This window comes from Pseudomonas kulmbachensis (assembly GCF_963681935.1).
Lineage (GTDB): Bacteria > Pseudomonadota > Gammaproteobacteria > Pseudomonadales > Pseudomonadaceae > Aquipseudomonas > Aquipseudomonas kulmbachensis.
In genome coordinates this window covers 4,634,906-4,660,583 of sequence record NZ_OY817088.1, presented here as the reverse complement: position 1 = coordinate 4,660,583, position 25,678 = coordinate 4,634,906, and the positions used below count along the sequence as shown (strand labels likewise).

The window sequence follows — 25,678 nt, the reverse complement described above, 5'->3', positions numbered from 1 at the left end:
CTTGCGAGGTTTTGCTGATGAACATGCCCGAGAATGCCGAATTGAACGTGACCAGCCAGCTAAAGCTGGATGCTCACTGGATGCCTTACACCGCCAACCGTAACTTCCATCGTGACCCACGTTTTATCGTGGCCGCCAAAGGCAGTTATCTGACGGACGATAAGGGTCGGCAAATTTACGATTCACTGTCTGGTCTTTGGACTTGCGGTGCAGGGCATACCCGGACGGAAATCCAGGAAGCAGTGGCCAAGCAATTGGGCACCCTCGATTATTCTCCGGCGTTCCAGTACGGCCACCCATTGTCCTTCAAGCTGGCAGAGAAAATTACCGAGCTGACGCCGGGCAATCTCAATCACGTGTTCTTCACCGACTCGGGTTCGGAGTGTGCGGACACTGCAGTGAAAATGGTGCGTGCTTACTGGCGCCTGAAAGGCCAGTCGAGCAAAACCAAGATGATTGGTCGTGCTCGTGGTTATCACGGTGTGAACATCGCGGGCACTAGCCTGGGTGGTGTAAACGGCAACCGTAAATTGTTCGGTCAGGCGATGATGGACGTTGATCATCTGCCGCATACGCTGCTGGCGAGCAATGCGTTTTCTCGCGGCATGCCGGAGCTGGGTGGGATTGCTCTGGCCGATGAGCTGCTCAAACTGATCGAACTGCACGATGCCTCGAACATTGCAGCGGTGTTTGTGGAGCCGATGGCCGGTTCTGCCGGTGTTCTGGTTCCGCCGCAGGGTTATCTGAAACGTCTGCGTGAAATCTGCGATCAACACAACATCCTGTTGGTGTTCGATGAGGTGATTACCGGGTTTGGTCGTACAGGTTCGATGTTCGGTGCTGACAGCTTCGGTGTGACACCTGACTTGATGTGTATTGCCAAGCAAGTCACTAACGGTGCGATCCCTATGGGCGCCGTGATTGCGACCAGCGAGATTTATCACACGTTCATGAATCAACCGACGCCTGAGTACGCGGTTGAATTCCCGCATGGCTATACCTACTCGGCTCACCCAGTAGCGTGTGCTGCCGGTCTTGCTGCGCTTGATCTGCTGCAAAAGGAAAACCTGGTGCAGAGCGTGGCTGAAGTCGCGCCGCATTTTGAGAATTCGCTGCATGGTTTGAAGGGCGTGAAGAACGTCATCGATATTCGCAACTATGGCCTGGCAGGTGCGATTCAGATTGCACCGCGTGATGGCGATGCAATCGTGCGTCCATTCGATGCTGCGATGAAGCTGTGGAAAGCCGGTTTCTACGTGCGCTTTGGTGGAGACACCTTGCAGTTCGGGCCAACCTTCAACAGCAAGCCGCAAGAGCTTGATCGTTTGTTCGATGCTGTCGGCGAAGCTCTGAACCAGATCGACTGATCCTTCTATATAGAAGCGACACTAATTGCATTCACCCAGGCGCGCAGCGTTCGCGCCTGTGGACAACTTTTCTGGAGCATCCATGAGCACCATTCAACACTTGATCAATGGCGAACTGCTGAACGACTCCGGTCGTACCGCTGACGTGTACAACCCGTCGACCGGTAAAGTGATTCATCAGGTTCCATTGGCCAGCCGCGAGACCATTCAACAAGCTATTGATGCAGCCAAGGCCGCATTTCCGGCGTGGCGCAATACGCCTCCGGCCAAGCGTGCCCAGGTGATGTTCCGTTTCAAGCAATTGCTGGAGCAGAACGAAGCGCGGATCTCGCAGTTGATCAGCGAAGAACATGGCAAGACCCTGGAAGACGCAGCGGGTGAATTGAAGCGTGGTATCGAGAACGTCGAGTACGCCTGTTCAGCTCCTGAAATCTTGAAGGGCGAATACAGCCGCAACGTAGGGCCGAACATTGATGCCTGGTCGGACTTCCAGCCACTGGGCGTGGTTGCGGGCATTACGCCTTTCAACTTTCCGGCCATGGTTCCGCTGTGGATGTATCCATTGGCGATCGTGTGCGGTAACTGTTTCATTCTTAAGCCGTCGGAGCGTGATCCAAGCTCGACGCTGTTGATTGCTCAATTGTTGTTGGAAGCCGGGTTGCCAAAAGGCGTGATGAACGTGGTGCACGGCGACAAGTCTGCTGTGGATGCACTGATCGAAGCGCCAGAAGTCAAAGCACTCAGCTTTGTAGGTTCAACGCCGATCGCCGAGTACATCTACGCGGAAGGCACCAAGCGCGGAAAGCGCGTGCAGGCACTGGGCGGGGCGAAGAACCATGCGGTACTGATGCCGGATGCGGACCTGGATAACGCAGTCAGCGCATTGATGGGCGCGGCGTATGGTTCGTGCGGTGAGCGCTGCATGGCCATTTCGGTGGCTGTGTGTGTGGGCGATCAAGTGGCAGATGCCTTGGTGGCCAAACTTGTTCCGCAAATCAAGGCGCTCAAAATCGGTGCGGGTACTTCGTGCGGTCTGGACATGGGGCCATTGGTCACTAGCCAGGCGCGTGACAAGGTAAGCGGCTATGTCGATGATGGCGTGGCGGCAGGTGCCGAGCTGGTGGTGGATGGTCGCGGCCTGAGCATCAAGGATCATGAAGAAGGCTTCTTCCTGGGTGGCTGCCTGTTTGATCGCGTCACCCCTGAGATGCGTATCTATAAGGAAGAGATCTTCGGTCCGGTGCTGTGCATCGTACGGGTCAAGAGCCTGGAAGAGGCGATGCAAATGATCAATGATCACGAGTACGGGAATGGCACCTGCATTTTCACTCGTGATGGTGAAGCGGCTCGTTTGTTCTGCGATGAGATTGAAGTCGGGATGGTGGGGGTTAACGTTCCGCTGCCAGTACCTGTGGCATACCACAGCTTCGGCGGGTGGAAGCGCTCGTTGTTTGGCGACCTGCATGCTTACGGCCCGGACGGCGTGCGCTTTTACACGCGTCGCAAGGCGATTACTCAGCGCTGGCCTCAGCGGGCCAGTCATGAGGCATCGCAGTTTGCCTTCCCGAGTCTGTAAAGCTAACGGTAGCGCTATATAGAAGAGGAGAGGCCAGCCGTCAGGCTGGCCTCTGCTTTTAGGGCGCTTTTAAGGCTATATGACAGAAATGTGAAACAAGTGCTTGACCCAGAATTCTAACGGCCTATAATTCGCCCACTTCCGGCGCAGTCGAAACGGAAAACTCCTTGAGTTTCAATGAGTTGGATTGGTTTTCGGCAGTTTCAGCTTCAAGTCATCGAAGCAGGAAATGAGGTGTTGACAGCAGCGTGTAACGCTGTAGAATTCGCCTCCCGCTGACGAGAGATCGAAAGCGCAAGTGGTTGATGTTACAGAGGAAACTTTGAAAACATCTTAAAATAACCGCTTGACAGCAACAGAGGCTGCTGTAGAATGCGCGCCTCGGTTCAGCGAAAGCTAACCAACCGCTCTTTAACAACTGAATCAAGCAATTCGTGTGGGTGCTTGTGGGGTCAGACTGATAGTCAACAAGATTATCAGCATCACAAGTTACTCCGCGAGAAATCAAAGATGTAACCAACGATTGCTGAGCCAAGTTTAGGGTTTCTTAAAAACCCAAAGATGTTTGAACTGAAGAGTTTGATCATGGCTCAGATTGAACGCTGGCGGCAGGCCTAACACATGCAAGTCGAGCGGTAGAGAGAAGCTTGCTTCTCTTGAGAGCGGCGGACGGGTGAGTAATACCTAGGAATCTGCCTGATAGTGGGGGATAACGTTCGGAAACGGACGCTAATACCGCATACGTCCTACGGGAGAAAGCAGGGGACCTTCGGGCCTTGCGCTATCAGATGAGCCTAGGTCGGATTAGCTAGTTGGTGAGGTAATGGCTCACCAAGGCTACGATCCGTAACTGGTCTGAGAGGATGATCAGTCACACTGGAACTGAGACACGGTCCAGACTCCTACGGGAGGCAGCAGTGGGGAATATTGGACAATGGGCGAAAGCCTGATCCAGCCATGCCGCGTGTGTGAAGAAGGTCTTCGGATTGTAAAGCACTTTAAGTTGGGAGGAAGGGCAGTTACCTAATACGTGACTGTCTTGACGTTACCGACAGAATAAGCACCGGCTAACTCTGTGCCAGCAGCCGCGGTAATACAGAGGGTGCAAGCGTTAATCGGAATTACTGGGCGTAAAGCGCGCGTAGGTGGTTTGTTAAGTTGAATGTGAAATCCCCGGGCTCAACCTGGGAACTGCATCCAAAACTGGCAAGCTAGAGTATGGTAGAGGGTAGTGGAATTTCCTGTGTAGCGGTGAAATGCGTAGATATAGGAAGGAACACCAGTGGCGAAGGCGACTACCTGGACTGATACTGACACTGAGGTGCGAAAGCGTGGGGAGCAAACAGGATTAGATACCCTGGTAGTCCACGCCGTAAACGATGTCAACTAGCCGTTGGGAGTCTTGAACTCTTAGTGGCGCAGCTAACGCATTAAGTTGACCGCCTGGGGAGTACGGCCGCAAGGTTAAAACTCAAATGAATTGACGGGGGCCCGCACAAGCGGTGGAGCATGTGGTTTAATTCGAAGCAACGCGAAGAACCTTACCAGGCCTTGACATCCAATGAACTTTCTAGAGATAGATTGGTGCCTTCGGGAACATTGAGACAGGTGCTGCATGGCTGTCGTCAGCTCGTGTCGTGAGATGTTGGGTTAAGTCCCGTAACGAGCGCAACCCTTGTCCTTAGTTACCAGCACGTAATGGTGGGCACTCTAAGGAGACTGCCGGTGACAAACCGGAGGAAGGTGGGGATGACGTCAAGTCATCATGGCCCTTACGGCCTGGGCTACACACGTGCTACAATGGTCGGTACAAAGGGTTGCCAAGCCGCGAGGTGGAGCTAATCCCATAAAACCGATCGTAGTCCGGATCGCAGTCTGCAACTCGACTGCGTGAAGTCGGAATCGCTAGTAATCGTGAATCAGAATGTCACGGTGAATACGTTCCCGGGCCTTGTACACACCGCCCGTCACACCATGGGAGTGGGTTGCACCAGAAGTAGCTAGTCTAACCTTCGGGAGGACGGTTACCACGGTGTGATTCATGACTGGGGTGAAGTCGTAACAAGGTAGCCGTAGGGGAACCTGCGGCTGGATCACCTCCTTAATCGACGACATCAGCTGCTCCATAAGTTCCCACACGAATTGCTTGATTCACTGTAAAAGACGGTAGAAGCCACTTAAGTTGTGCGGCTTCTCTATCGTAAAGCTTAGAAATGAACATTTTCTCGAAAGAGAGTGAATGTTGATTTCTGATCTTTTGATTAGATCGTTCTTTAAAAATTTGGGTATGTAATAGAAAGTTAGACTGGATAACACTTTCACTGGTGTTTATTCAGGCTAAGGTAAAATTTGTGAATAAGTTCTTAATTGAACATGCGAATTTTCGGCGAATGTCGTCTTCATAGTATAACCAGATTGCTTGGGGTTATATGGTCAAGTGAAGAAGCGCATACGGTGGATGCCTTGGCAGTCAGAGGCGATGAAAGACGTGGTAGCCTGCGAAAAGCTTCGGGGAGTCGGCAAACAGACTTTGATCCGGAGATGTCTGAATGGGGGAACCCACCTAACATAAGTTAGGTATCTTAAGCTGAATACATAGGCTTAAGAAGCGAACCAGGGGAACTGAAACATCTAAGTACCCTGAGGAAAAGAAATCAACCGAGATTCCCTTAGTAGTGGCGAGCGAACGGGGACCAGCCCTTAAGCTGTATTGATGTTAGCGGAACGCTCTGGAAAGTGCGGCCATAGTGGGTGATAGCCCTGTACGCGAAAACATCTTTACAGTGAAATCGAGTAGGACGGAGCACGAGAAACTTTGTCTGAATATGGGGGGACCATCCTCCAAGGCTAAATACTACTGACTGACCGATAGTGAACTAGTACCGTGAGGGAAAGGCGAAAAGAACCCCGGAGAGGGGAGTGAAATAGATCCTGAAACCGTATGCGTACAAGCAGTGGGAGCCCACTTTGTTGGGTGACTGCGTACCTTTTGTATAATGGGTCAGCGACTTATTTTCAGTGGCAAGCTTAACCGAATAGGGGAGGCGTAGCGAAAGCGAGTCTTAATAGGGCGTCTAGTCGCTGGGAATAGACCCGAAACCGGGCGATCTATCCATGGGCAGGTTGAAGGTTGGGTAACACTAACTGGAGGACCGAACCGACTACCGTTGAAAAGTTAGCGGATGACCTGTGGATCGGAGTGAAAGGCTAATCAAGCTCGGAGATAGCTGGTTCTCCTCGAAAGCTATTTAGGTAGCGCCTCATGTATCACTGTAGGGGTAGAGCACTGTTTCGGCTAGGGGGCCATCCCGGCTTACCAAACCGATGCAAACTCCGAATACCTACAAGTGCCGAGCATGGGAGACACACGGCGGGTGCTAACGTCCGTCGTGAAAAGGGAAACAACCCAGACCGTCAGCTAAGGTCCCAAAGTTATGGTTAAGTGGGAAACGATGTGGGAAGGCTTAGACAGCTAGGAGGTTGGCTTAGAAGCAGCCACCCTTTAAAGAAAGCGTAATAGCTCACTAGTCGAGTCGGCCTGCGCGGAAGATTTAACGGGGCTCAAACCATACACCGAAGCTACGGGTATCACTTAGGTGATGCGGTAGAGGAGCGTTCTGTAAGCCTGTGAAGGTGAGTTGAGAAGCTTGCTGGAGGTATCAGAAGTGCGAATGCTGACATGAGTAACGATAATGGGTGTGAAAAACACCCACGCCGAAAGACCAAGGTTTCCTGCGCAACGTTAATCGACGCAGGGTTAGTCGGTCCCTAAGGCGAGGCTGAAAAGCGTAGTCGATGGAAAACAGGTTAATATTCCTGTACTTCTGGTTATTGCGATGGAGGGACGGAGAAGGCTAGGCCAGCTTGGCGTTGGTTGTCCAAGTTTAAGGTGGTAGGCTGGAATCTTAGGTAAATCCGGGATTCTAAGGCCGAGAGCTGATGACGAGTTATCTTTTAGATAACGAAGTGGTTGATGCCATGCTTCCAAGAAAAGCTTCTAAGCTTCAGGTAACCAGGAACCGTACCCCAAACCGACACAGGTGGTTGGGTAGAGAATACCAAGGCGCTTGAGAGAACTCGGGTGAAGGAACTAGGCAAAATGGCACCGTAACTTCGGGAGAAGGTGCGCCGGTGAGGGTGAAGCATTTACTGCGTAAGCCCACGCCGGTCGAAGATACCAGGCCGCTGCGACTGTTTATTAAAAACACAGCACTCTGCAAACACGAAAGTGGACGTATAGGGTGTGACGCCTGCCCGGTGCCGGAAGGTTAATTGATGGGGTTAGCTAACGCGAAGCTCTTGATCGAAGCCCCGGTAAACGGCGGCCGTAACTATAACGGTCCTAAGGTAGCGAAATTCCTTGTCGGGTAAGTTCCGACCTGCACGAATGGCGTAACGATGGCGGCGCTGTCTCCACCCGAGACTCAGTGAAATTGAAATCGCTGTGAAGATGCAGTGTATCCGCGGCTAGACGGAAAGACCCCGTGAACCTTTACTATAGCTTTGCACTGGACTTTGAATTTGCTTGTGTAGGATAGGTGGGAGGCTTTGAAGTGTGGACGCCAGTCTGCATGGAGCCAACCTTGAAATACCACCCTGGCAACTTTGAGGTTCTAACTCAGGTCCGTTATCCGGATCGAGGACAGTGTATGGTGGGTAGTTTGACTGGGGCGGTCTCCTCCTAAAGAGTAACGGAGGAGTACGAAGGTGCGCTCAGACCGGTCGGAAATCGGTCGTAGAGTATAAAGGCAAAAGCGCGCTTGACTGCGAGACAGACACGTCGAGCAGGTACGAAAGTAGGTCTTAGTGATCCGGTGGTTCTGTATGGAAGGGCCATCGCTCAACGGATAAAAGGTACTCCGGGGATAACAGGCTGATACCGCCCAAGAGTTCATATCGACGGCGGTGTTTGGCACCTCGATGTCGGCTCATCACATCCTGGGGCTGAAGCCGGTCCCAAGGGTATGGCTGTTCGCCATTTAAAGTGGTACGCGAGCTGGGTTTAGAACGTCGTGAGACAGTTCGGTCCCTATCTGCCGTGGACGTTTGAGATTTGAGAGGGGCTGCTCCTAGTACGAGAGGACCGGAGTGGACGAACCTCTGGTGTTCCGGTTGTCACGCCAGTGGCATTGCCGGGTAGCTATGTTCGGGAAAGATAACCGCTGAAAGCATCTAAGCGGGAAACTTGCCTCAAGATGAGATCTCACTGGAACCTTGAGTTCCCTAAAGGGCCGTCGAAGACTACGACGTTGATAGGTTGGGTGTGTAAGCGCTGTGAGGCGTTGAGCTAACCAATACTAATTGCCCGTGAGGCTTGACCATATAACACCCAAGCAATTTGCGCCCTTGAACACAAGAGCCTGCAAGTTGCGGTGTGTGAAGACGATACAAACCGAAAGTTTGCGATTCACAAAACACCATTCTATTACATACCCATTCGCTGGAGCGTGAACCGAAAGGTAAACGACCTGGCTACCGAATTTCTTGACGACCATAGAGCATTGGAACCACCTGATCCCATCCCGAACTCAGTAGTGAAACGATGCATCGCCGATGGTAGTGTGGGGTTTCCCCATGTGAGAGTAGGTCATCGTCAAGATTAAATTCCAAAATCCCTGTCTGCTCACGCAGTCGGGGATTTTGTTTTTGTATAAGTACAAGCTTTGTAAAAAGCGTGTGCTGTTAACCAGGCCATTTGCCTGGCTAACAAGTAGATTGAACGTAGCAGGAAATAAGGTGTTGACAGCAGCGTGTAACGCTGTAGAATTCGCCTCCCGCTAACGAGAGATCGAAAGCGCAAGTGGTTGATGTTACAGAGGAAACTTTGAAAACATCTTAAAATAACCGCTTGACAGCAACAGAGGCTGCTGTAGAATGCGCGCCTCGGTTCAGCGAAAGCTAACCAACCGCTCTTTAACAACTGAATCAAGCAATTCGTGTGGGTGCTTGTGGAGTCAGACTGATAGTCAACAAGATTATCAGCATCACAAGTTACTCCGCGAGAAATCAAAGATGTAACCAACGATTGCTGAGCCAAGTTTAGGGTTTCTTAAAAACCCAAAGATGTTTGAACTGAAGAGTTTGATCATGGCTCAGATTGAACGCTGGCGGCAGGCCTAACACATGCAAGTCGAGCGGTAGAGAGAAGCTTGCTTCTCTTGAGAGCGGCGGACGGGTGAGTAATACCTAGGAATCTGCCTGATAGTGGGGGATAACGTTCGGAAACGGACGCTAATACCGCATACGTCCTACGGGAGAAAGCAGGGGACCTTCGGGCCTTGCGCTATCAGATGAGCCTAGGTCGGATTAGCTAGTTGGTGAGGTAATGGCTCACCAAGGCTACGATCCGTAACTGGTCTGAGAGGATGATCAGTCACACTGGAACTGAGACACGGTCCAGACTCCTACGGGAGGCAGCAGTGGGGAATATTGGACAATGGGCGAAAGCCTGATCCAGCCATGCCGCGTGTGTGAAGAAGGTCTTCGGATTGTAAAGCACTTTAAGTTGGGAGGAAGGGCAGTTACCTAATACGTGACTGTCTTGACGTTACCGACAGAATAAGCACCGGCTAACTCTGTGCCAGCAGCCGCGGTAATACAGAGGGTGCAAGCGTTAATCGGAATTACTGGGCGTAAAGCGCGCGTAGGTGGTTTGTTAAGTTGAATGTGAAATCCCCGGGCTCAACCTGGGAACTGCATCCAAAACTGGCAAGCTAGAGTATGGTAGAGGGTAGTGGAATTTCCTGTGTAGCGGTGAAATGCGTAGATATAGGAAGGAACACCAGTGGCGAAGGCGACTACCTGGACTGATACTGACACTGAGGTGCGAAAGCGTGGGGAGCAAACAGGATTAGATACCCTGGTAGTCCACGCCGTAAACGATGTCAACTAGCCGTTGGGAGTCTTGAACTCTTAGTGGCGCAGCTAACGCATTAAGTTGACCGCCTGGGGAGTACGGCCGCAAGGTTAAAACTCAAATGAATTGACGGGGGCCCGCACAAGCGGTGGAGCATGTGGTTTAATTCGAAGCAACGCGAAGAACCTTACCAGGCCTTGACATCCAATGAACTTTCTAGAGATAGATTGGTGCCTTCGGGAACATTGAGACAGGTGCTGCATGGCTGTCGTCAGCTCGTGTCGTGAGATGTTGGGTTAAGTCCCGTAACGAGCGCAACCCTTGTCCTTAGTTACCAGCACGTAATGGTGGGCACTCTAAGGAGACTGCCGGTGACAAACCGGAGGAAGGTGGGGATGACGTCAAGTCATCATGGCCCTTACGGCCTGGGCTACACACGTGCTACAATGGTCGGTACAAAGGGTTGCCAAGCCGCGAGGTGGAGCTAATCCCATAAAACCGATCGTAGTCCGGATCGCAGTCTGCAACTCGACTGCGTGAAGTCGGAATCGCTAGTAATCGTGAATCAGAATGTCACGGTGAATACGTTCCCGGGCCTTGTACACACCGCCCGTCACACCATGGGAGTGGGTTGCACCAGAAGTAGCTAGTCTAACCTTCGGGAGGACGGTTACCACGGTGTGATTCATGACTGGGGTGAAGTCGTAACAAGGTAGCCGTAGGGGAACCTGCGGCTGGATCACCTCCTTAATCGACGACATCAGCTGCTCCATAAGTTCCCACACGAATTGCTTGATTCATTGAAGAAGACGATAGAAGTAGATCAAAATTGGGTCTGTAGCTCAGTTGGTTAGAGCGCACCCCTGATAAGGGTGAGGTCGGCAGTTCGAATCTGCCCAGACCCACCAATTTTGTTTGGAAATTACCTGTAGAAATATGGGGCCATAGCTCAGCTGGGAGAGCGCCTGCCTTGCACGCAGGAGGTCAACGGTTCGATCCCGTTTGGCTCCACCATTACTGCTTCTGTATCGCAAAGCTTAGAAATGAACATTTTCTCGAAAGAGAGTGAATGTTGATTTCTGATCTTTTGATTAGATCGTTCTTTAAAAATTTGGGTATGTAATAGAAAGTTAGACTGGATAACACTTTCACTGGTGTTTATTCAGGCTAAGGTAAAATTTGTGAATGAGTTCTTAATTGAACATGCGAATTTTCGGCGAATGTCGTCTTCATAGTATAACCAGATTGCTTGGGGTTATATGGTCAAGTGAAGAAGCGCATACGGTGGATGCCTTGGCAGTCAGAGGCGATGAAAGACGTGGTAGCCTGCGAAAAGCTTCGGGGAGTCGGCAAACAGACTTTGATCCGGAGATGTCTGAATGGGGGAACCCACCTAACATAAGTTAGGTATCTTAAGCTGAATACATAGGCTTAAGAAGCGAACCAGGGGAACTGAAACATCTAAGTACCCTGAGGAAAAGAAATCAACCGAGATTCCCTTAGTAGTGGCGAGCGAACGGGGACCAGCCCTTAAGCTGTATTGATGTTAGCGGAACGCTCTGGAAAGTGCGGCCATAGTGGGTGATAGCCCTGTACGCGAAAACATCTTTACAGTGAAATCGAGTAGGACGGAGCACGAGAAACTTTGTCTGAATATGGGGGGACCATCCTCCAAGGCTAAATACTACTGACTGACCGATAGTGAACTAGTACCGTGAGGGAAAGGCGAAAAGAACCCCGGAGAGGGGAGTGAAATAGATCCTGAAACCGTATGCGTACAAGCAGTGGGAGCCCACTTTGTTGGGTGACTGCGTACCTTTTGTATAATGGGTCAGCGACTTATTTTCAGTGGCAAGCTTAACCGAATAGGGGAGGCGTAGCGAAAGCGAGTCTTAATAGGGCGTCTAGTCGCTGGGAATAGACCCGAAACCGGGCGATCTATCCATGGGCAGGTTGAAGGTTGGGTAACACTAACTGGAGGACCGAACCGACTACCGTTGAAAAGTTAGCGGATGACCTGTGGATCGGAGTGAAAGGCTAATCAAGCTCGGAGATAGCTGGTTCTCCTCGAAAGCTATTTAGGTAGCGCCTCATGTATCACTGTAGGGGTAGAGCACTGTTTCGGCTAGGGGGCCATCCCGGCTTACCAAACCGATGCAAACTCCGAATACCTACAAGTGCCGAGCATGGGAGACACACGGCGGGTGCTAACGTCCGTCGTGAAAAGGGAAACAACCCAGACCGTCAGCTAAGGTCCCAAAGTTATGGTTAAGTGGGAAACGATGTGGGAAGGCTTAGACAGCTAGGAGGTTGGCTTAGAAGCAGCCACCCTTTAAAGAAAGCGTAATAGCTCACTAGTCGAGTCGGCCTGCGCGGAAGATTTAACGGGGCTCAAACCATACACCGAAGCTACGGGTATCACTTAGGTGATGCGGTAGAGGAGCGTTCTGTAAGCCTGTGAAGGTGAGTTGAGAAGCTTGCTGGAGGTATCAGAAGTGCGAATGCTGACATGAGTAACGATAATGGGTGTGAAAAACACCCACGCCGAAAGACCAAGGTTTCCTGCGCAACGTTAATCGACGCAGGGTTAGTCGGTCCCTAAGGCGAGGCTGAAAAGCGTAGTCGATGGAAAACAGGTTAATATTCCTGTACTTCTGGTTATTGCGATGGAGGGACGGAGAAGGCTAGGCCAGCTTGGCGTTGGTTGTCCAAGTTTAAGGTGGTAGGCTGGAATCTTAGGTAAATCCGGGATTCTAAGGCCGAGAGCTGATGACGAGTTAACTTTTAGTTAACGAAGTGGTTGATGCCATGCTTCCAAGAAAAGCTTCTAAGCTTCAGGTAACCAGGAACCGTACCCCAAACCGACACAGGTGGTTGGGTAGAGAATACCAAGGCGCTTGAGAGAACTCGGGTGAAGGAACTAGGCAAAATGGCACCGTAACTTCGGGAGAAGGTGCGCCGGTGAGGGTGAAGCATTTACTGCGTAAGCCCACGCCGGTCGAAGATACCAGGCCGCTGCGACTGTTTATTAAAAACACAGCACTCTGCAAACACGAAAGTGGACGTATAGGGTGTGACGCCTGCCCGGTGCCGGAAGGTTAATTGATGGGGTTAGCTAACGCGAAGCTCTTGATCGAAGCCCCGGTAAACGGCGGCCGTAACTATAACGGTCCTAAGGTAGCGAAATTCCTTGTCGGGTAAGTTCCGACCTGCACGAATGGCGTAACGATGGCGGCGCTGTCTCCACCCGAGACTCAGTGAAATTGAAATCGCTGTGAAGATGCAGTGTATCCGCGGCTAGACGGAAAGACCCCGTGAACCTTTACTATAGCTTTGCACTGGACTTTGAATTTGCTTGTGTAGGATAGGTGGGAGGCTTTGAAGTGTGGACGCCAGTCTGCATGGAGCCAACCTTGAAATACCACCCTGGCAACTTTGAGGTTCTAACTCAGGTCCGTTATCCGGATCGAGGACAGTGTATGGTGGGTAGTTTGACTGGGGCGGTCTCCTCCTAAAGAGTAACGGAGGAGTACGAAGGTGCGCTCAGACCGGTCGGAAATCGGTCGTAGAGTATAAAGGCAAAAGCGCGCTTGACTGCGAGACAGACACGTCGAGCAGGTACGAAAGTAGGTCTTAGTGATCCGGTGGTTCTGTATGGAAGGGCCATCGCTCAACGGATAAAAGGTACTCCGGGGATAACAGGCTGATACCGCCCAAGAGTTCATATCGACGGCGGTGTTTGGCACCTCGATGTCGGCTCATCACATCCTGGGGCTGAAGCCGGTCCCAAGGGTATGGCTGTTCGCCATTTAAAGTGGTACGCGAGCTGGGTTTAGAACGTCGTGAGACAGTTCGGTCCCTATCTGCCGTGGACGTTTGAGATTTGAGAGGGGCTGCTCCTAGTACGAGAGGACCGGAGTGGACGAACCTCTGGTGTTCCGGTTGTCACGCCAGTGGCATTGCCGGGTAGCTATGTTCGGGAAAGATAACCGCTGAAAGCATCTAAGCGGGAAACTTGCCTCAAGATGAGATCTCACTGGAACCTTGAGTTCCCTAAAGGGCCGTCGAAGACTACGACGTTGATAGGTTGGGTGTGTAAGCGCTGTGAGGCGTTGAGCTAACCAATACTAATTGCCCGTGAGGCTTGACCATATAACACCCAAGCAATTTGCGCCCTTGAATACAAGAGCCTGCAAGTTGCGGTGTGTGAAGACGATACAAACCGAAAGTTTGCGATTCACAAAACACCACTCTATTACATACCCATTCGCTGGAGCGTGAGCCGAAAGGCAAACGACCTGGCTACCGAATTTCTTGACGACCATAGAGCATTGGAACCACCTGATCCCATCCCGAACTCAGTAGTGAAACGATGCATCGCCGATGGTAGTGTGGGGTTTCCCCATGTGAGAGTAGGTCATCGTCAAGATTAAATTCCAAACCCCCTGTCTGCTCACGCAGACAGGGGGTTTGTTTTTGTGCCGAGAAAAGTTGCAGGCAACCTGCATCAGCATCCCCCTAAGCCCAAGCACTCTGCTTTGCAGCTTGAACTCCACCAATCTTGCCGAGCAATGTTAAGGTTCGCCTTTGGATTTTGCCTTCTCCTAAGGATGCCGTCATGCCGGTTGCTACGTCCCTCAATGCGGGTTTTATGGTGGTTCACGGTAACCGCCTCGATGAGTTACGCAGCCTGGTCGTCAGTTGGATGCGCCGCTATCCCCTGGCGCCTTTGGAGAACGAAATTGCTCTGGTGCAGAGTAATGGCATTGCCCAATGGTTGAAGCTGGCCCTGGCTGAAGACGCTAGGGACGATGACCTCGGTGGCTGCGGTATTGCCGCAGCAGTGGACGTGCAACTGCCAGGCAGCTTTTTGTGGCAGCTTTACCGACTTGTATTAGGCAGCGAAGAAATCCCCGCCAAGTCCTTGCTCGATAAAGCCCCGCTGACTTGGCGCCTGATGCGCCTGCTTCCGGCCCTTATCGATCAGCCGCACTTCGAGCCGCTGCAGCGCTTCCTGACTCACGACACCGATTTGCGCAAACGCTATCAACTGTCAGAGCGCCTGGCTGACCTGTTCGACCAATATCAGGTCTATCGCGCCGACTGGCTGGAAGACTGGGCTGCTGGCCGTCTTCAACTGCGCAACGCACGAGGCGAAAGCCCGGCCTTGAGCCCGGCTAACTGTTGGCAAGCAGAGCTGTGGCGAGCGCTATTGCTCGATGTCGGTGAAGAGGGCATGTCCCAGAGCCGGGCCGGGGTTCACCAGCGGTTTATGGACAAGATCAGCAGCCTTGAGCAAGCCCCGCCCGGTTTACCTGCGCGGGTGATCGTCTTCGGTATCTCTTCATTGCCCGCTCAGGCACTCGAAGCACTGGCTGGACTCGCGCGGTTCAGCCAAGTGCTGCTCTGTGTGCATAACCCATGTCGTCATCATTGGTCTGACATCGTTGCCGACAAAGATCTGCTGCGCCATCAGTACAAACGTCAGGCCCGCAAAAGCGGAATGCCTACAGCGCTTGATCTGGACACCCTGCATCAACATGCGCACCCATTGCTCGCCGCCTGGGGCAAGCAAGGTCGCGACTATATCAACCTGCTCGACAGCTACGACGATCCCAACAGCTACCGTGCTGCCTTTCGTGATGGCCGCATCGATCTGTTCAGCGAAGTCGAACCACTCAACCTGCTCAACCAGTTGCAGGACGACATTCTTGAACTGCGGCCACTCAACGAAACCCGCGAGTTGTGGCCCGCGATTGATTTGGAAAAAGATCGCTCAATCCGCTTCCACATTGCTCACAGCGCACAACGGGAAGTCGAGATCCTCCACGACCAACTACTTGCACGATTTAGCGAAAACCCTCAATTGCAGCCACGCGATGTGATTGTGATGGTGCCGGATGTCGACAGTTACGCGCCGCATATCCGTGCCGTGTTCGGGCAGATCGAGCGTGATGATCGGCGCTTTATCCCCTTCACCTTGGCCGACCAGGGCCAGCGTGGCCGTGATCCGTTGCTGATTGCTCTCGAACATCTGCTCAAGCTGCCCGACAGTCGATTCCCCGTCAGTGAAATTCTCGACTTGCTCGATGTTCCTTCGCTGCGGGCCCGCTTCAACGTGCAAGAGCGCGACCTGCCAACCCTGCATCGCTGGATCGAAGGTGCGGGGATTCGGTGGGGCTTGAATGCCGCGCAGCGCGCCGGCCTTGGCTTACCGCAACAACTGGAGCAAAACAGTTGGCGTTTCGGCCTGCGCCGCATGCTGCTTGGCTATGCCGTAGGCAGTGGCGAAGCCTGCGATGGCATAGAGCCTTACGATGAAATAGGCGGTCTGGATGCAGTGTTGATCGGCCCGCTTGTGGCTTTGCTCGATGCGTTGGAAATCGCCCATCAGGAGCTTTCGCAACCTGCGCTGCCGCAGCAATGGGGCGAGCGGCTGCAAGCGCTGGTGCAGCTGTTTTTCCAGGCCGAAACTGAACACGATGACTATTTGCTGGCCCAGCTTGAAGAGCTGCGTGAGACCTGGCTCGAAACCTGTGAGCTGGTTGGTTTGCAAGACGAGTTACCACTGACGGTAGTACGCGAGGCTTGGTTAACCGGACTGGACCAAGGCAAATTGTCACAACGCTTCCTGGCCGGGGCGGTCAATTTCTGCACCTTGATGCCGATGCGTGCGATCCCCTTCAAACTTGTCTGCCTGCTGGGCATGAACGATGGCGACTACCCGCGTGCACAACCGCCGCTGGACTTCGATTTAATGGGCAGCGACTACCGCCCAGGGGACCGTTCCCGCCGCGAAGATGACCGATACCTGCTTCTCGAAGCGCTACTTTCCGCACGCGAGCAGCTCTATATCAGCTGGGTTGGGCGCAGTATTCGCGACAACAGCGAACGCCCGGCCTGCGTCCTGATCGGCCAGCTGCGTGACCACCTCGCCAGTGGCTGGCAACTGCAAGGGGGCGGTGACCTGCTCGCGGCCATGACCCAAGAGCATCCGCTGCAACCCTTCAGTACCCGCTACTTTCATGAGGGCAATAGCAACCTGTTCAGCTATGCCCGCGAATGGCAGCGACTGCACGCGCCACAGCCGGAGCCCGTTCAACCCGGCACGCTGGCAGCACACGAACAGGAAGAGCCGCTAAATCTGACGCAGTTGCAGGATTTTTTGCGCAACCCGGTGCGCCACTTCTTCAGTCAGCGCTTGAAAGTCTTCTTTGAAGCAGCCGAAGTGCCTCTGGCCGATGAAGAACCTTTCGTACTCGATGCACTGCAGCGCTACACCTTGAGCGACAGCCTGCTCGAAGCTGCACTGGCGCAGCCCGACGAGATTGAACACGCCTTGCACACCCGCGCCCAGCGTCTGCAAGGTAGTGGCTTGTTGCCTATGGCCGGGTTTGGTGAATGCCTGCAACACGAACTGATCGAACCCTTGCCGGATGTACTACAGCGCTATCAGCAGCTGTTGGCTCTTTGGCCCACACCGCTAAATAGCGCGTTGCCTGTCAGCTTTGAGGATCAAGGTCTGACACTGGAAGGTTGGCTCGGTAACCTGCACCAGCGCAGCGACAAGGGCCTACTGTCCGTTACCACCATTCCTAATAGCATCGGTGCGATTAAAACCCGCAAGTGGCACCGGTTAACCCGGCCTTGGGTAAACCATCTGGCGGCCTGCGCCAGTGGCCTGCCGATGTCCACTGCTCTGGTAGCCAGCGATGACACCCTGCTGCTTGACCCTCTGGACCCCAAGCAGGCCCGTGAAATACTCGGCAACTTGCTGGTAGCCTGGAAAGTCGGCATGAGCCACCCGCTGCCAATCGCCGTGAAAACCGCCTTCGCTTGGCTCGCACAGACAGACCCGGCGAAGGCTGACGCGGCGGCACAAAAAGCCTACGAAGGTGATGGTCAAACCAGCGACGGCGAACGCCGCGAAAGCGCGGCTCTGGCCCGCCAGTTCCCTGACTATGTGGCTTTGGTGGCTGCTGGAACATTTGAGGAGTGGTGCGATGCCCTCTATCGACCACTTTTTGATGCGCCTTGGCGCTCATTAAACAGCGAGGCGTCACGCTAATGAGCGAGCAAACATTACCGCTGGCCTTGGCCTTTCCCCTACGTGGCAGCCAACTGATTGAAGCCAGCGCCGGCACCGGCAAAACCTTCACCATCTCGGCGCTATACCTGCGTTTGATCCTGGGGCATGGCGGTGAGGAGTCAGGCTTTGGTCGTGAGTTATTGCCGCCGCAAATTCTCGTTGTGACCTTTACCGATGCGGCCACCAAAGAGCTGCGCGATCGCATCCGCACTCGCTTGGCAGAAGCCGCGCGGTTCTTTCGTGGCGAGATCGAAGCCCCGGATGCCCTGGTCGAGCAACTGCGTGAGCAGTTTGCTCCCGAGCAGTGGGCCGCTTGCGCAGGACGCCTCGATATCGCGGCCCAGTGGATGGACGAGGCGGCGGTTTCGACCATCCACAGTTGGTGTCAGCGGATGTTGCGTGAGCATGCCTTCGACAGCGGCAGCCTGTTTACCCAGACCCTGGAAACCGATCACAGCGACTTACTGGGTGAAGTGCTGCGCGATTACTGGCGACTGTTTTGCTACCCCATGCACGGCGACGCGTTGAACTGGGTGCGCGCCAACTGGAGTGGCCCTGCCGCCTTGTTGCCGCGCGTGCGTGCACTGTTTGGCAGCTCGCGCTCGCCCGCCAGCACAGAGCAGACCCCGGCGCACATGATCGAAGCCTGCTTGCAAGAGCGCCGCGAGGCGCTATCACAGCTCAAAACGCCATGGCTGCAATGGGCGCAGGAATTACGCGATATCTGCCTTCAGGGTGTGGCTAGTAAAGCGGTCGACGGTCGCAAGATGCAGGCTCGCTATTTCGAGCCATGGTTTGAAAAACTCAGTGCCTGGGCGGCCGATGAAGCTCAGGAGCAGCTTGATCTCGGCACCGGTTTCACCCGCCTGACCCCCGATGGCATGGCTGAAGCCTGGAAAGGCGCGCCGCCGCAGCATCCGGGGCTGGATGCCATGCATGGCCTCAAGGCCGCGCTAGATGCCTTGCCGACCCCGGATGCGGCAGTTCTGCAACATGCCGCGAATTGGGTAAGCGTGCGTTTCGAGGAAGAAAAACGCCGCCGTGCCGAAATGGGTTTTGACGACATGTTGCTGCGCCTCGACGCGGCATTGCAGGCAGAAGGCGGCGAGCGCCTGGCGAGCCTGATTCGTGAGCAGTTCCCGGTGGCACTGATCGACGAGTTTCAGGACACCGACCCCGTGCAGTACCGCATCTTCGAGACCATCTACCGGATTGAGGACAACAGCCCCGACACCGGCCTGTTCCTGATCGGCGACCCGAAACAGGCGATCTATGCCTTTCGCGGAGCCGATATCTACACCTACTTGCGTGCACGCCAGGCTACCCATGGCCGGCTGCACACACTGGGCACCAACTTTCGCTCCAGTCACGCCATGGTCCAGGCGGTAAACCACGTGTTTGAGCGGGCCGAACAGCGCGATACCGGCCGAGGCGCGTTCCTGTTTCGCGAAGGCACTGAAAACCCTGTGCCCTTTGTGTCGGTTAAATCCCAGGGGCGCAAAGAAGTCCTGCAACTGGATGGCCACCCTGTCAGTGCATTGACGCTTTGGCAGTTGCCCTCCGAGCAACCCGTATCGGGCCTCATCTATCGTCAACAACTGGCGGCAGCCTGTGCCAGCCAGATCGTCGAGCTGCTCAATGGCGGCCAGCAAGGGCGCTGCGGTTTTGCCAAGGAGGGCGAAACACTGCGCGGCGTATTGCCTGCGGATATAGCCATTCTGGTGCGTGACGGCAAGGAAGCGCAGGCAGTGCGGAGAGAATTGTCGACTCGTGGCGTACGTAGCGTTTACCTGTCGGATAAGGACTCGGTCTACGCTGCGCAGGAAGCACACGATGTACTGGCCTGGCTCAAGGCCTGTGCCGAACCGGACGTCGAACGCCCGCTGCGTGCTGCGCTAGCCTGCATCACCCTGGATCTGCCGCTGATTGAACTGGAGCGTTTGAACCAGGATGAATTGGCCTGGGAGCAGCGCGTGATGCAGTTCCGCGGCTACCGCGAAACCTGGCGCAAGCAAGGGGTGCTCGCCATGCTGCGCCGTTTGCTGCACGACTTTGAATTGCCCCAAGCCCTGATTGCCCGGCCTGACGGCGAGCGTGTCTTGACCAACGTGCTGCACCTGTCCGAACTGTTGCAACAGGCCGCTGCCGAACTGGACGGCGAACAGGCGCTGATCCGCCATCTGGCCGAGCATCTGGCCTTGTCCGGGCAGGCAGGTGAAGAGCAAATCCTGCGCCTTGAAAGTGACGAGCAACTGGTCAAGGTGGTGACTATCCACAAATCCAAGGGGCTGGAATACCCATTGGTGTTCTTGCCGTTTATCTGCTCGACCAAACCTGTGGATGGTAGCCGTTTGCCGCTGCATTACCACGACGTGGCGGGCAACGCCCAAGTGAGCTTGAAGCCGACCCCAGAGCTGATTGCCCAAGCCGATGACGAGCGTCTGGCCGAAGACTTGCGCCTGCTTTATGTGGCCCTGACCCGCGCCCAGCACGCTTGCTGGCTTGGCGTTGCGGACCTTAAGCGCGGCAATAACAATCGCTCGGTTTTGCACCTCTCGGCCTTGGGCTATTTGCTGGGCGGCGGGGCGATGTTGGCCGAATCCGTTGGATTGCAGAGCTGGTTGGCAGATGTGCAGCAAGACTGCGCCGCCATACAGTGCGAACCCGTGCCAGCCGCTTGCGAGGCGCATTTTTATCCACCGCTCAATCAGGCCACTTTGCTTGAGCCGCTGATCCCGAGCCGCCGCGCCGCAGAAAACTGGTGGATTGCTTCCTACAGCGCACTGCGTATCGGTGACAGCCTCAGCCCCGTCGAAGCACCTGAAAGTGCCTTGGCGCAAAAGCTCTCGGATGATGAGCGACTCGATCCTGATGCGCCGCGCGATGTGTTACTCAGTGGCGGCGATATACACCGCTTCCCTCGTGGGCCAAACCCCGGAACCTTCCTTCACGGCCTGCTTGAATGGGCTGGCACTGAAGGATTCAAGGCTGACCCACTGTCGATACAGGACGCCGTGGCGCGGCGCTGTAACCGGCGCGGCTGGCAAGGCTGGATCGAGACCCTGAGCGATTGGTTGCAACATCTGCAAGATGAACCCTTGCGTCTGAATAATGGCCAACCGGCTGTGGTACTCAGTGAGTTGAGCCAGTACCAGATCGAGATGGAGTTTTGGTTTGCCAGCCATAAGGTCGATGTTGTGCAACTGGATACGCTGGTGCGTCAGCACACCCACGGCGGTGCACCGCGTGCCGGGGCCGAGCCGAGTTTGCTTAATGGCATGTTCAAGGGTTTTATCGACCTGACCTTCGAACATCAGGGGCGTTATTACGTTGCGGACTACAAATCCAACTGGCTGGGCGCTGACGATTCGGCCTACACCGAACAAGCAATGACCACCTCGATTCTGGACAACCGCTATGACCTGCAATACGTCTTGTACCTGCTGGCCTTGCACCGCCAACTGAAGGCGCGACTGCCCGACTATGACTACGACCAGCACATGGGAGGCGCGCTGTATCTGTTTTTGCGTGGCACCCGATCCCAGGGGCAGGGTGTGTATTTCACCCGGCCACCGAGAGTCTTGATCGAAAGCCTGGACCTTATGTTCCAGGGCAAACCTGTGCCGAAAACAGCTGAACCGGCGTGGGAACAGGGAGTGTTGTTATGAGCCGTTCGTTTGCCGAGTTATTGCCCACACCGTTGACGGCCGAGAGCCTTGCCCTGCTGCAGCCCTTGGGCCGTGCCGATGACCTGCTGTTGTTGCTGGAGCGCTGGGTCGAGCGCGGCTGGTTGCGCGCACTGGATAAAGCCTTCGTTGCGTTCTTGCATGAGCGCGACCCGCAAGGCGACCCCCTGGTGCTGTTGGCAGCGGCCTTGACCAGTCATCAGCTGGGCCACGGCCATGTGTGTCTGGATCTGTTCGAAACCCTGAAAGAGCCCGACTTCGCACTGTCCTTGCCACCCGAAGGCGATGTACAAACCGGCGCCATGCTGCTGCCCTCGCAACTGCTTGAGGCGCTGGATGGCGATGCCTGGTGCAAGGCCCTGCAAGCCAGCCCTTTGGTTGAGTACGCTGGCCAGTCGTCAGCGGATGCGGCCAGTCGGCCATTGGTACTGAGTGAGCGCCGTCTGTATTTGCGTCGTTACTGGAGCTATGAGCGCCGAATCGACAGCGCTTTGCGTCAGCGTCTGGCGATAACTGAAGTGACCCCCGATGACTTGCCCGCACGGCTGAACGGCTTGTTCGGCAGCCCGGCATTGAATGCGCCGATTGACTGGCAAAAACTGGCCTGTGCCTTGGCCACCCGGGGGGCTTTCAGCATTGTCACCGGTGGCCCCGGCACCGGTAAAACCACCACAGTGGTGCGTTTGCTGGCTTTGCTACAGGCCCCAGCGGTAGAGGCAGGCGCACCCTTGCGCATTCGTCTTGCCGCACCGACCGGTAAAGCGGCCGCCCGCCTGACCGAGTCGATCAGCCTGCAAGTCAAATCGCTGGAAGTGGACGACAAGGTTCGGCAAAAAATCCCCAGCGACGTGACTACCGTTCACCGCCTGCTCGGCAGCCGCCCCGGCACGCGGCACTTCCGCCATCACGCGGGCAATCGCTTGCCGCTGGATGTACTGGTAGTCGACGAAGCATCGATGATCGATCTGGAAATGATGGCCAACTTGCTCGATGCCCTGCCTGCGCATGCGCGGTTGGTGCTGCTGGGCGACAAGGACCAGTTGGCGTCGGTTGAAGCCGGCGCCGTGCTGGGGGATTTGTGTCGCGATGCCGAAGCGGGCTGGTATACCCCGCAAACCCGTACCTGGCTGGAGCAGGTCAGCGGCGAAAACCTCGGTGCCAGCGAGTTGCAGCAAGACCTCGACGGTACTCACCCGCTGGCGCAGCAAGTGGTCATGTTGCGCCATTCGCGGCGTTTCGGTGAACGCAGCGGCATTGGCCAGCTGTCGCGTCTGGTCAACCGGCAGCAGCCCCGTGAAGCGCGAGCCTTGCTGGCGGCGGGCAGCCATGCCGACCTCTTTGCCTTGCCCCTCAAGGGCGAGCAAGACCGCGGATTTGAACGTCTGGCACTGGAAGGGCGCGGTGAGCAGGCCAAAGGCTATCGGCATTACCTTGAGGTGTTGCGCGAGCAGCGCCCCGACGCCGAAACCGGACTTGAAGACCCTTGCTGGGCGGCTTGGGCGGGCAACGTATTGCAAGCATTCGAGGCGTTCCAGGTGCTCTGCGCCGTACGCAAAGGGCCTTGGGGGGTCGAGGGCTTGAATGCGCGCATCACCCAGGCCTTGTTTGCCCGCAAGCTGATTGACAGCGATCAGCACTGGTATGAAGGCCGCCCGGTGTTGATGACCCGCAACGATTACGGCCTGGGCCTGATGAATGGCGATATTGGCATTGCCCTCAGACTTCCCGAGCGCGACGGCCAGGCCCAGCGTCACGTGCTGCGTGTGGCTTTCGCGCGTAACGACGGGCAGGGTGGCATTCGTTTTGTGCTGCCGAGTCGGCTTAATGATGTGGAAACGGTCTACGCCATGACCGTACACAAATCTCAGGGCTCGGAGTTCTCCCACACTGCGCTGGTGCTCCCCGAGGCGCTCAACCCGGTATTGACCAAAGAGCTGATTTACACCGGCATTACCCGGGCCAAAGACTGGTTCAGTCTGGTCGAGCCACGTGCGGGAGTTTTTGAAGAGGCCGTACAGCGCAAGGTCAAACGCTTGAGCGGACTAATGCTGGGGCTGGGCTAACCACCCCCTGTGGGAGCGAGCTTGCTCGCGATGAGATCGCTGCGGTTCGTCAGGGAAACCGAGTCGCTTGAATCGCGAGCAAGCCCGCTCCTACAGGTAATTGGTACGCCTGGGCAGTGCGCAATGTGACCTGGATCACGGTTCATGTGGATGTCGTGCTATCGTTGCGACATTATTCCTACAAAGATTACAGAGAAATCCCGCATGGAAGTGGCTGTCTCTTCCGCAGAACAGCATTTTGGACGGCGGCAGCTGTGGCTATCCCTTTGTCTGTTACTGCTGAGCACTCCCTGCCTGGCGCAACCTGAAGCGTCCATCAACCCGGCTGATCAACGTGCCAAGGCCGTGACCCAAGTGGTCCTTGGCATCCTCAGTTATGCGCGCTGGCCTACCGAACCGGTTCAACTGCAGCTCTGCGTTATCGGCCCCACCGAGTACACCGATGACTTGCTCAAAGGCGCGACCCAATCCAGCGGCAGGCCGGTACAGGTGCGTCGTGTATTGGTGAGCGACCCCAGCATTGTCACCGATTGCAATGCGGTCTACCTGGGCAAGTTAAGCAGTGACGAGCGTAATCAGCTATTTACCAGCCTGAATGCCAAAGCCGTGTTGAGCATCAGTGAAGACGGTGATCAATGCACCGTTGGCAGCCTGTTTTGCCTTCACGTTAGCGATGATCAAGTGTCGTTTGAGGTCAACCTCGATTCTGTCGCCCGTAGCGGCGTGCGCATTCATCCCAGCGTGTTGCAGCTGTCACGCCGTCGGGCGGCTCAGCCTTGAGCCTGTCTAATACGGTTAAAGGTCGGCGCAGGCTGCGCTCGGTGTTGCGTCGTGGGCACTTGGGGGTGGCGCTGGTGGCGGTAACGCTTGCCAGCGCCTCCATGACCCTGCTGGGCGTGCTGGCACTCAAGGTCTACGCCGACCACAACCTGCATCTGATTGCCCGCTCCATCAATTACACCGTGGAAGCCGCCGTGGTATTTGATGACAGTGCGGCTGCAGCCGAAGCGCTGGCCCTGATTGCGTCCACCGAAGCGGTCGCCGAAGCTCGGGTCTATACGGCTGATGGTGAATTGCTGGCGCAATGGCAGCGCCCCGAGACGGGCCTGCTCTCGAGGGTTGAAATGCTATTGGCCGATGGTTTGCTGGAGCAGCCGCTCACCCTGCCGATTTTGCATCAGGGCCAGGAGGTCGGACTGATGACGGTTCGCGGGCATGGCGCCAACATGTTGCGTTTTCTACTCAGTGGCCTGTTCGGCGTTCTGGTGTGTACCGCGCTCAGTGCCTGGAGTGCCGTATACCTGTCGCGTCGGCTGCTAAGCGGTATCACCGGACCTTTGCAGCAACTGGCTGAAGTGGCTCACGCCGCGCGTAGTGAGCGAGCGTTCGATCGTCGCGTGCCACCCGCGCATATTGCTGAACTGGACAGCCTGGGCAATGACTTTAATGCCTTGCTCGATGAGCTGGAGTCCTGGCAAAGCCATCTGCAAAATGAAAATCAGACCCTCGCGCATCAGGCCAGCCATGACTCACTGACCAATCTGCCCAACCGCGCCTACTTTGAAACGCGGCTGACGCGCACCCTGCGCTCCTTGAACAAAATAACCGAGAAGGCGGCGGTGCTGTTTCTCGACAGCGATCGCTTCAAGGACATCAACGATGCTTATGGTCACGCTGCGGGAGACGCGGTGCTGGTCGCCGTGGCCACACGGATTCGTGCCCAACTGCGCGAAGGCGACGTAGTGGCGCGTCTGGGTGGCGACGAATTTGCGATTTTGCTCTCCCCGTTACACCGAGTCGAAGACGCCCAGCGCATCGCAGACAAGATCATCGACAGCATGCTTGAGACGATTCAACTGCCAGGGCAAATCAGCGTCGTGACCTCGCTCAGTATCGGAATCGCCGTTTACCCCGAACATGGCGCAACTCCGGGTTCGCTGCTCTGTGCAGCCGACTCGGCGATGTACCAAGCAAAACGTCTCGCCAGAGGCGGACAACATGTTGCGGAGTTGGAGTACCCCGCAACCCCGTAATTATCAGG

7 protein-coding genes, 2 tRNA genes and 6 rRNA genes are annotated in these 25,678 nt (G+C 55.2%); all 15 read left to right on the top strand.

The window, feature by feature from the left end; genetic code table 11:
- Positions 1-17 precede the first annotated feature (17 nt).
- Positions 18-1,367 (top strand): omega-aminotransferase AptA, encoded by a 1,350-nt coding sequence (gene aptA / locus U5A05_RS21420; protein ID WP_261739847.1) that lies wholly within the window; start codon positions 18-20, stop codon positions 1,365-1,367.
- Positions 1,368-1,449: 82 nt separating this feature from the next.
- Entirely contained in the window at positions 1,450-2,943 is a 1,494-nt protein-coding gene (locus tag U5A05_RS21415) for a CoA-acylating methylmalonate-semialdehyde dehydrogenase (protein WP_321834693.1), read from the top strand.
- Positions 2,944-3,510: 567 nt separating this feature from the next.
- Positions 3,511-5,047 (top strand): 16S ribosomal RNA (locus U5A05_RS21410).
- 327 nt (positions 5,048-5,374) lie between these two features.
- A 23S ribosomal RNA gene (locus U5A05_RS21405) occupies positions 5,375-8,265 on the top strand.
- 161 nt (positions 8,266-8,426) lie between these two features.
- Positions 8,427-8,542: ribosomal RNA gene (rrf, locus tag U5A05_RS21400) — 5S ribosomal RNA — on the top strand.
- Positions 8,543-9,012: 470 nt separating this feature from the next.
- Positions 9,013-10,549 (top strand): 16S ribosomal RNA (locus U5A05_RS21395).
- 81 nt (positions 10,550-10,630) lie between these two features.
- A tRNA-Ile gene (locus U5A05_RS21390) sits at positions 10,631-10,707 on the top strand.
- A gap of 30 nt (positions 10,708-10,737) precedes the next feature.
- Positions 10,738-10,813, top strand: a tRNA-Ala gene (locus U5A05_RS21385).
- A gap of 247 nt (positions 10,814-11,060) precedes the next feature.
- A 23S ribosomal RNA gene (locus U5A05_RS21380) occupies positions 11,061-13,951 on the top strand.
- 161 nt (positions 13,952-14,112) lie between these two features.
- Positions 14,113-14,228, top strand: a 5S ribosomal RNA gene (gene rrf / locus U5A05_RS21375).
- The 16S, 23S and 5S rRNA genes sit together here with 2 tRNA genes alongside, the layout of an rRNA operon.
- Positions 14,229-14,417: 189 nt before the next feature.
- On the top strand, positions 14,418-17,867 hold the full coding sequence (gene recC, locus U5A05_RS21370; RefSeq protein ID WP_321834692.1) for an exodeoxyribonuclease V subunit gamma: 3,450 nt from the start codon (positions 14,418-14,420) through the stop codon (positions 17,865-17,867).
- Positions 17,867-21,556 (top strand): exodeoxyribonuclease V subunit beta, encoded by a 3,690-nt coding sequence (gene recB / locus U5A05_RS21365; RefSeq protein WP_321834690.1) that lies wholly within the window; start codon positions 17,867-17,869, stop codon positions 21,554-21,556. The genes recC and recB overlap by 1 nt, the downstream gene beginning before the upstream one ends.
- Entirely contained in the window at positions 21,553-23,637 is a 2,085-nt protein-coding gene (gene recD, locus U5A05_RS21360) for an exodeoxyribonuclease V subunit alpha (RefSeq protein WP_321834688.1), read from the top strand. Before recB ends, recD begins: the two co-directional genes overlap by 4 nt.
- Before the next feature lie 204 nt (positions 23,638-23,841).
- On the top strand, positions 23,842-24,417 hold the full coding sequence (yfiR, locus tag U5A05_RS21355; protein ID WP_261739842.1) for a regulatory sequestration protein YfiR: 576 nt from the start codon (positions 23,842-23,844) through the stop codon (positions 24,415-24,417).
- Complete coding sequence (gene dgcN, locus U5A05_RS21350; protein ID WP_395247414.1) at positions 24,414-25,670, top strand: diguanylate cyclase DgcN/YfiN; 1,257 nt, start codon at positions 24,414-24,416, stop codon at positions 25,668-25,670. Before yfiR ends, dgcN begins: the two co-directional genes overlap by 4 nt.
- The last annotated feature ends 8 nt before the right edge of the window (positions 25,671-25,678 follow it).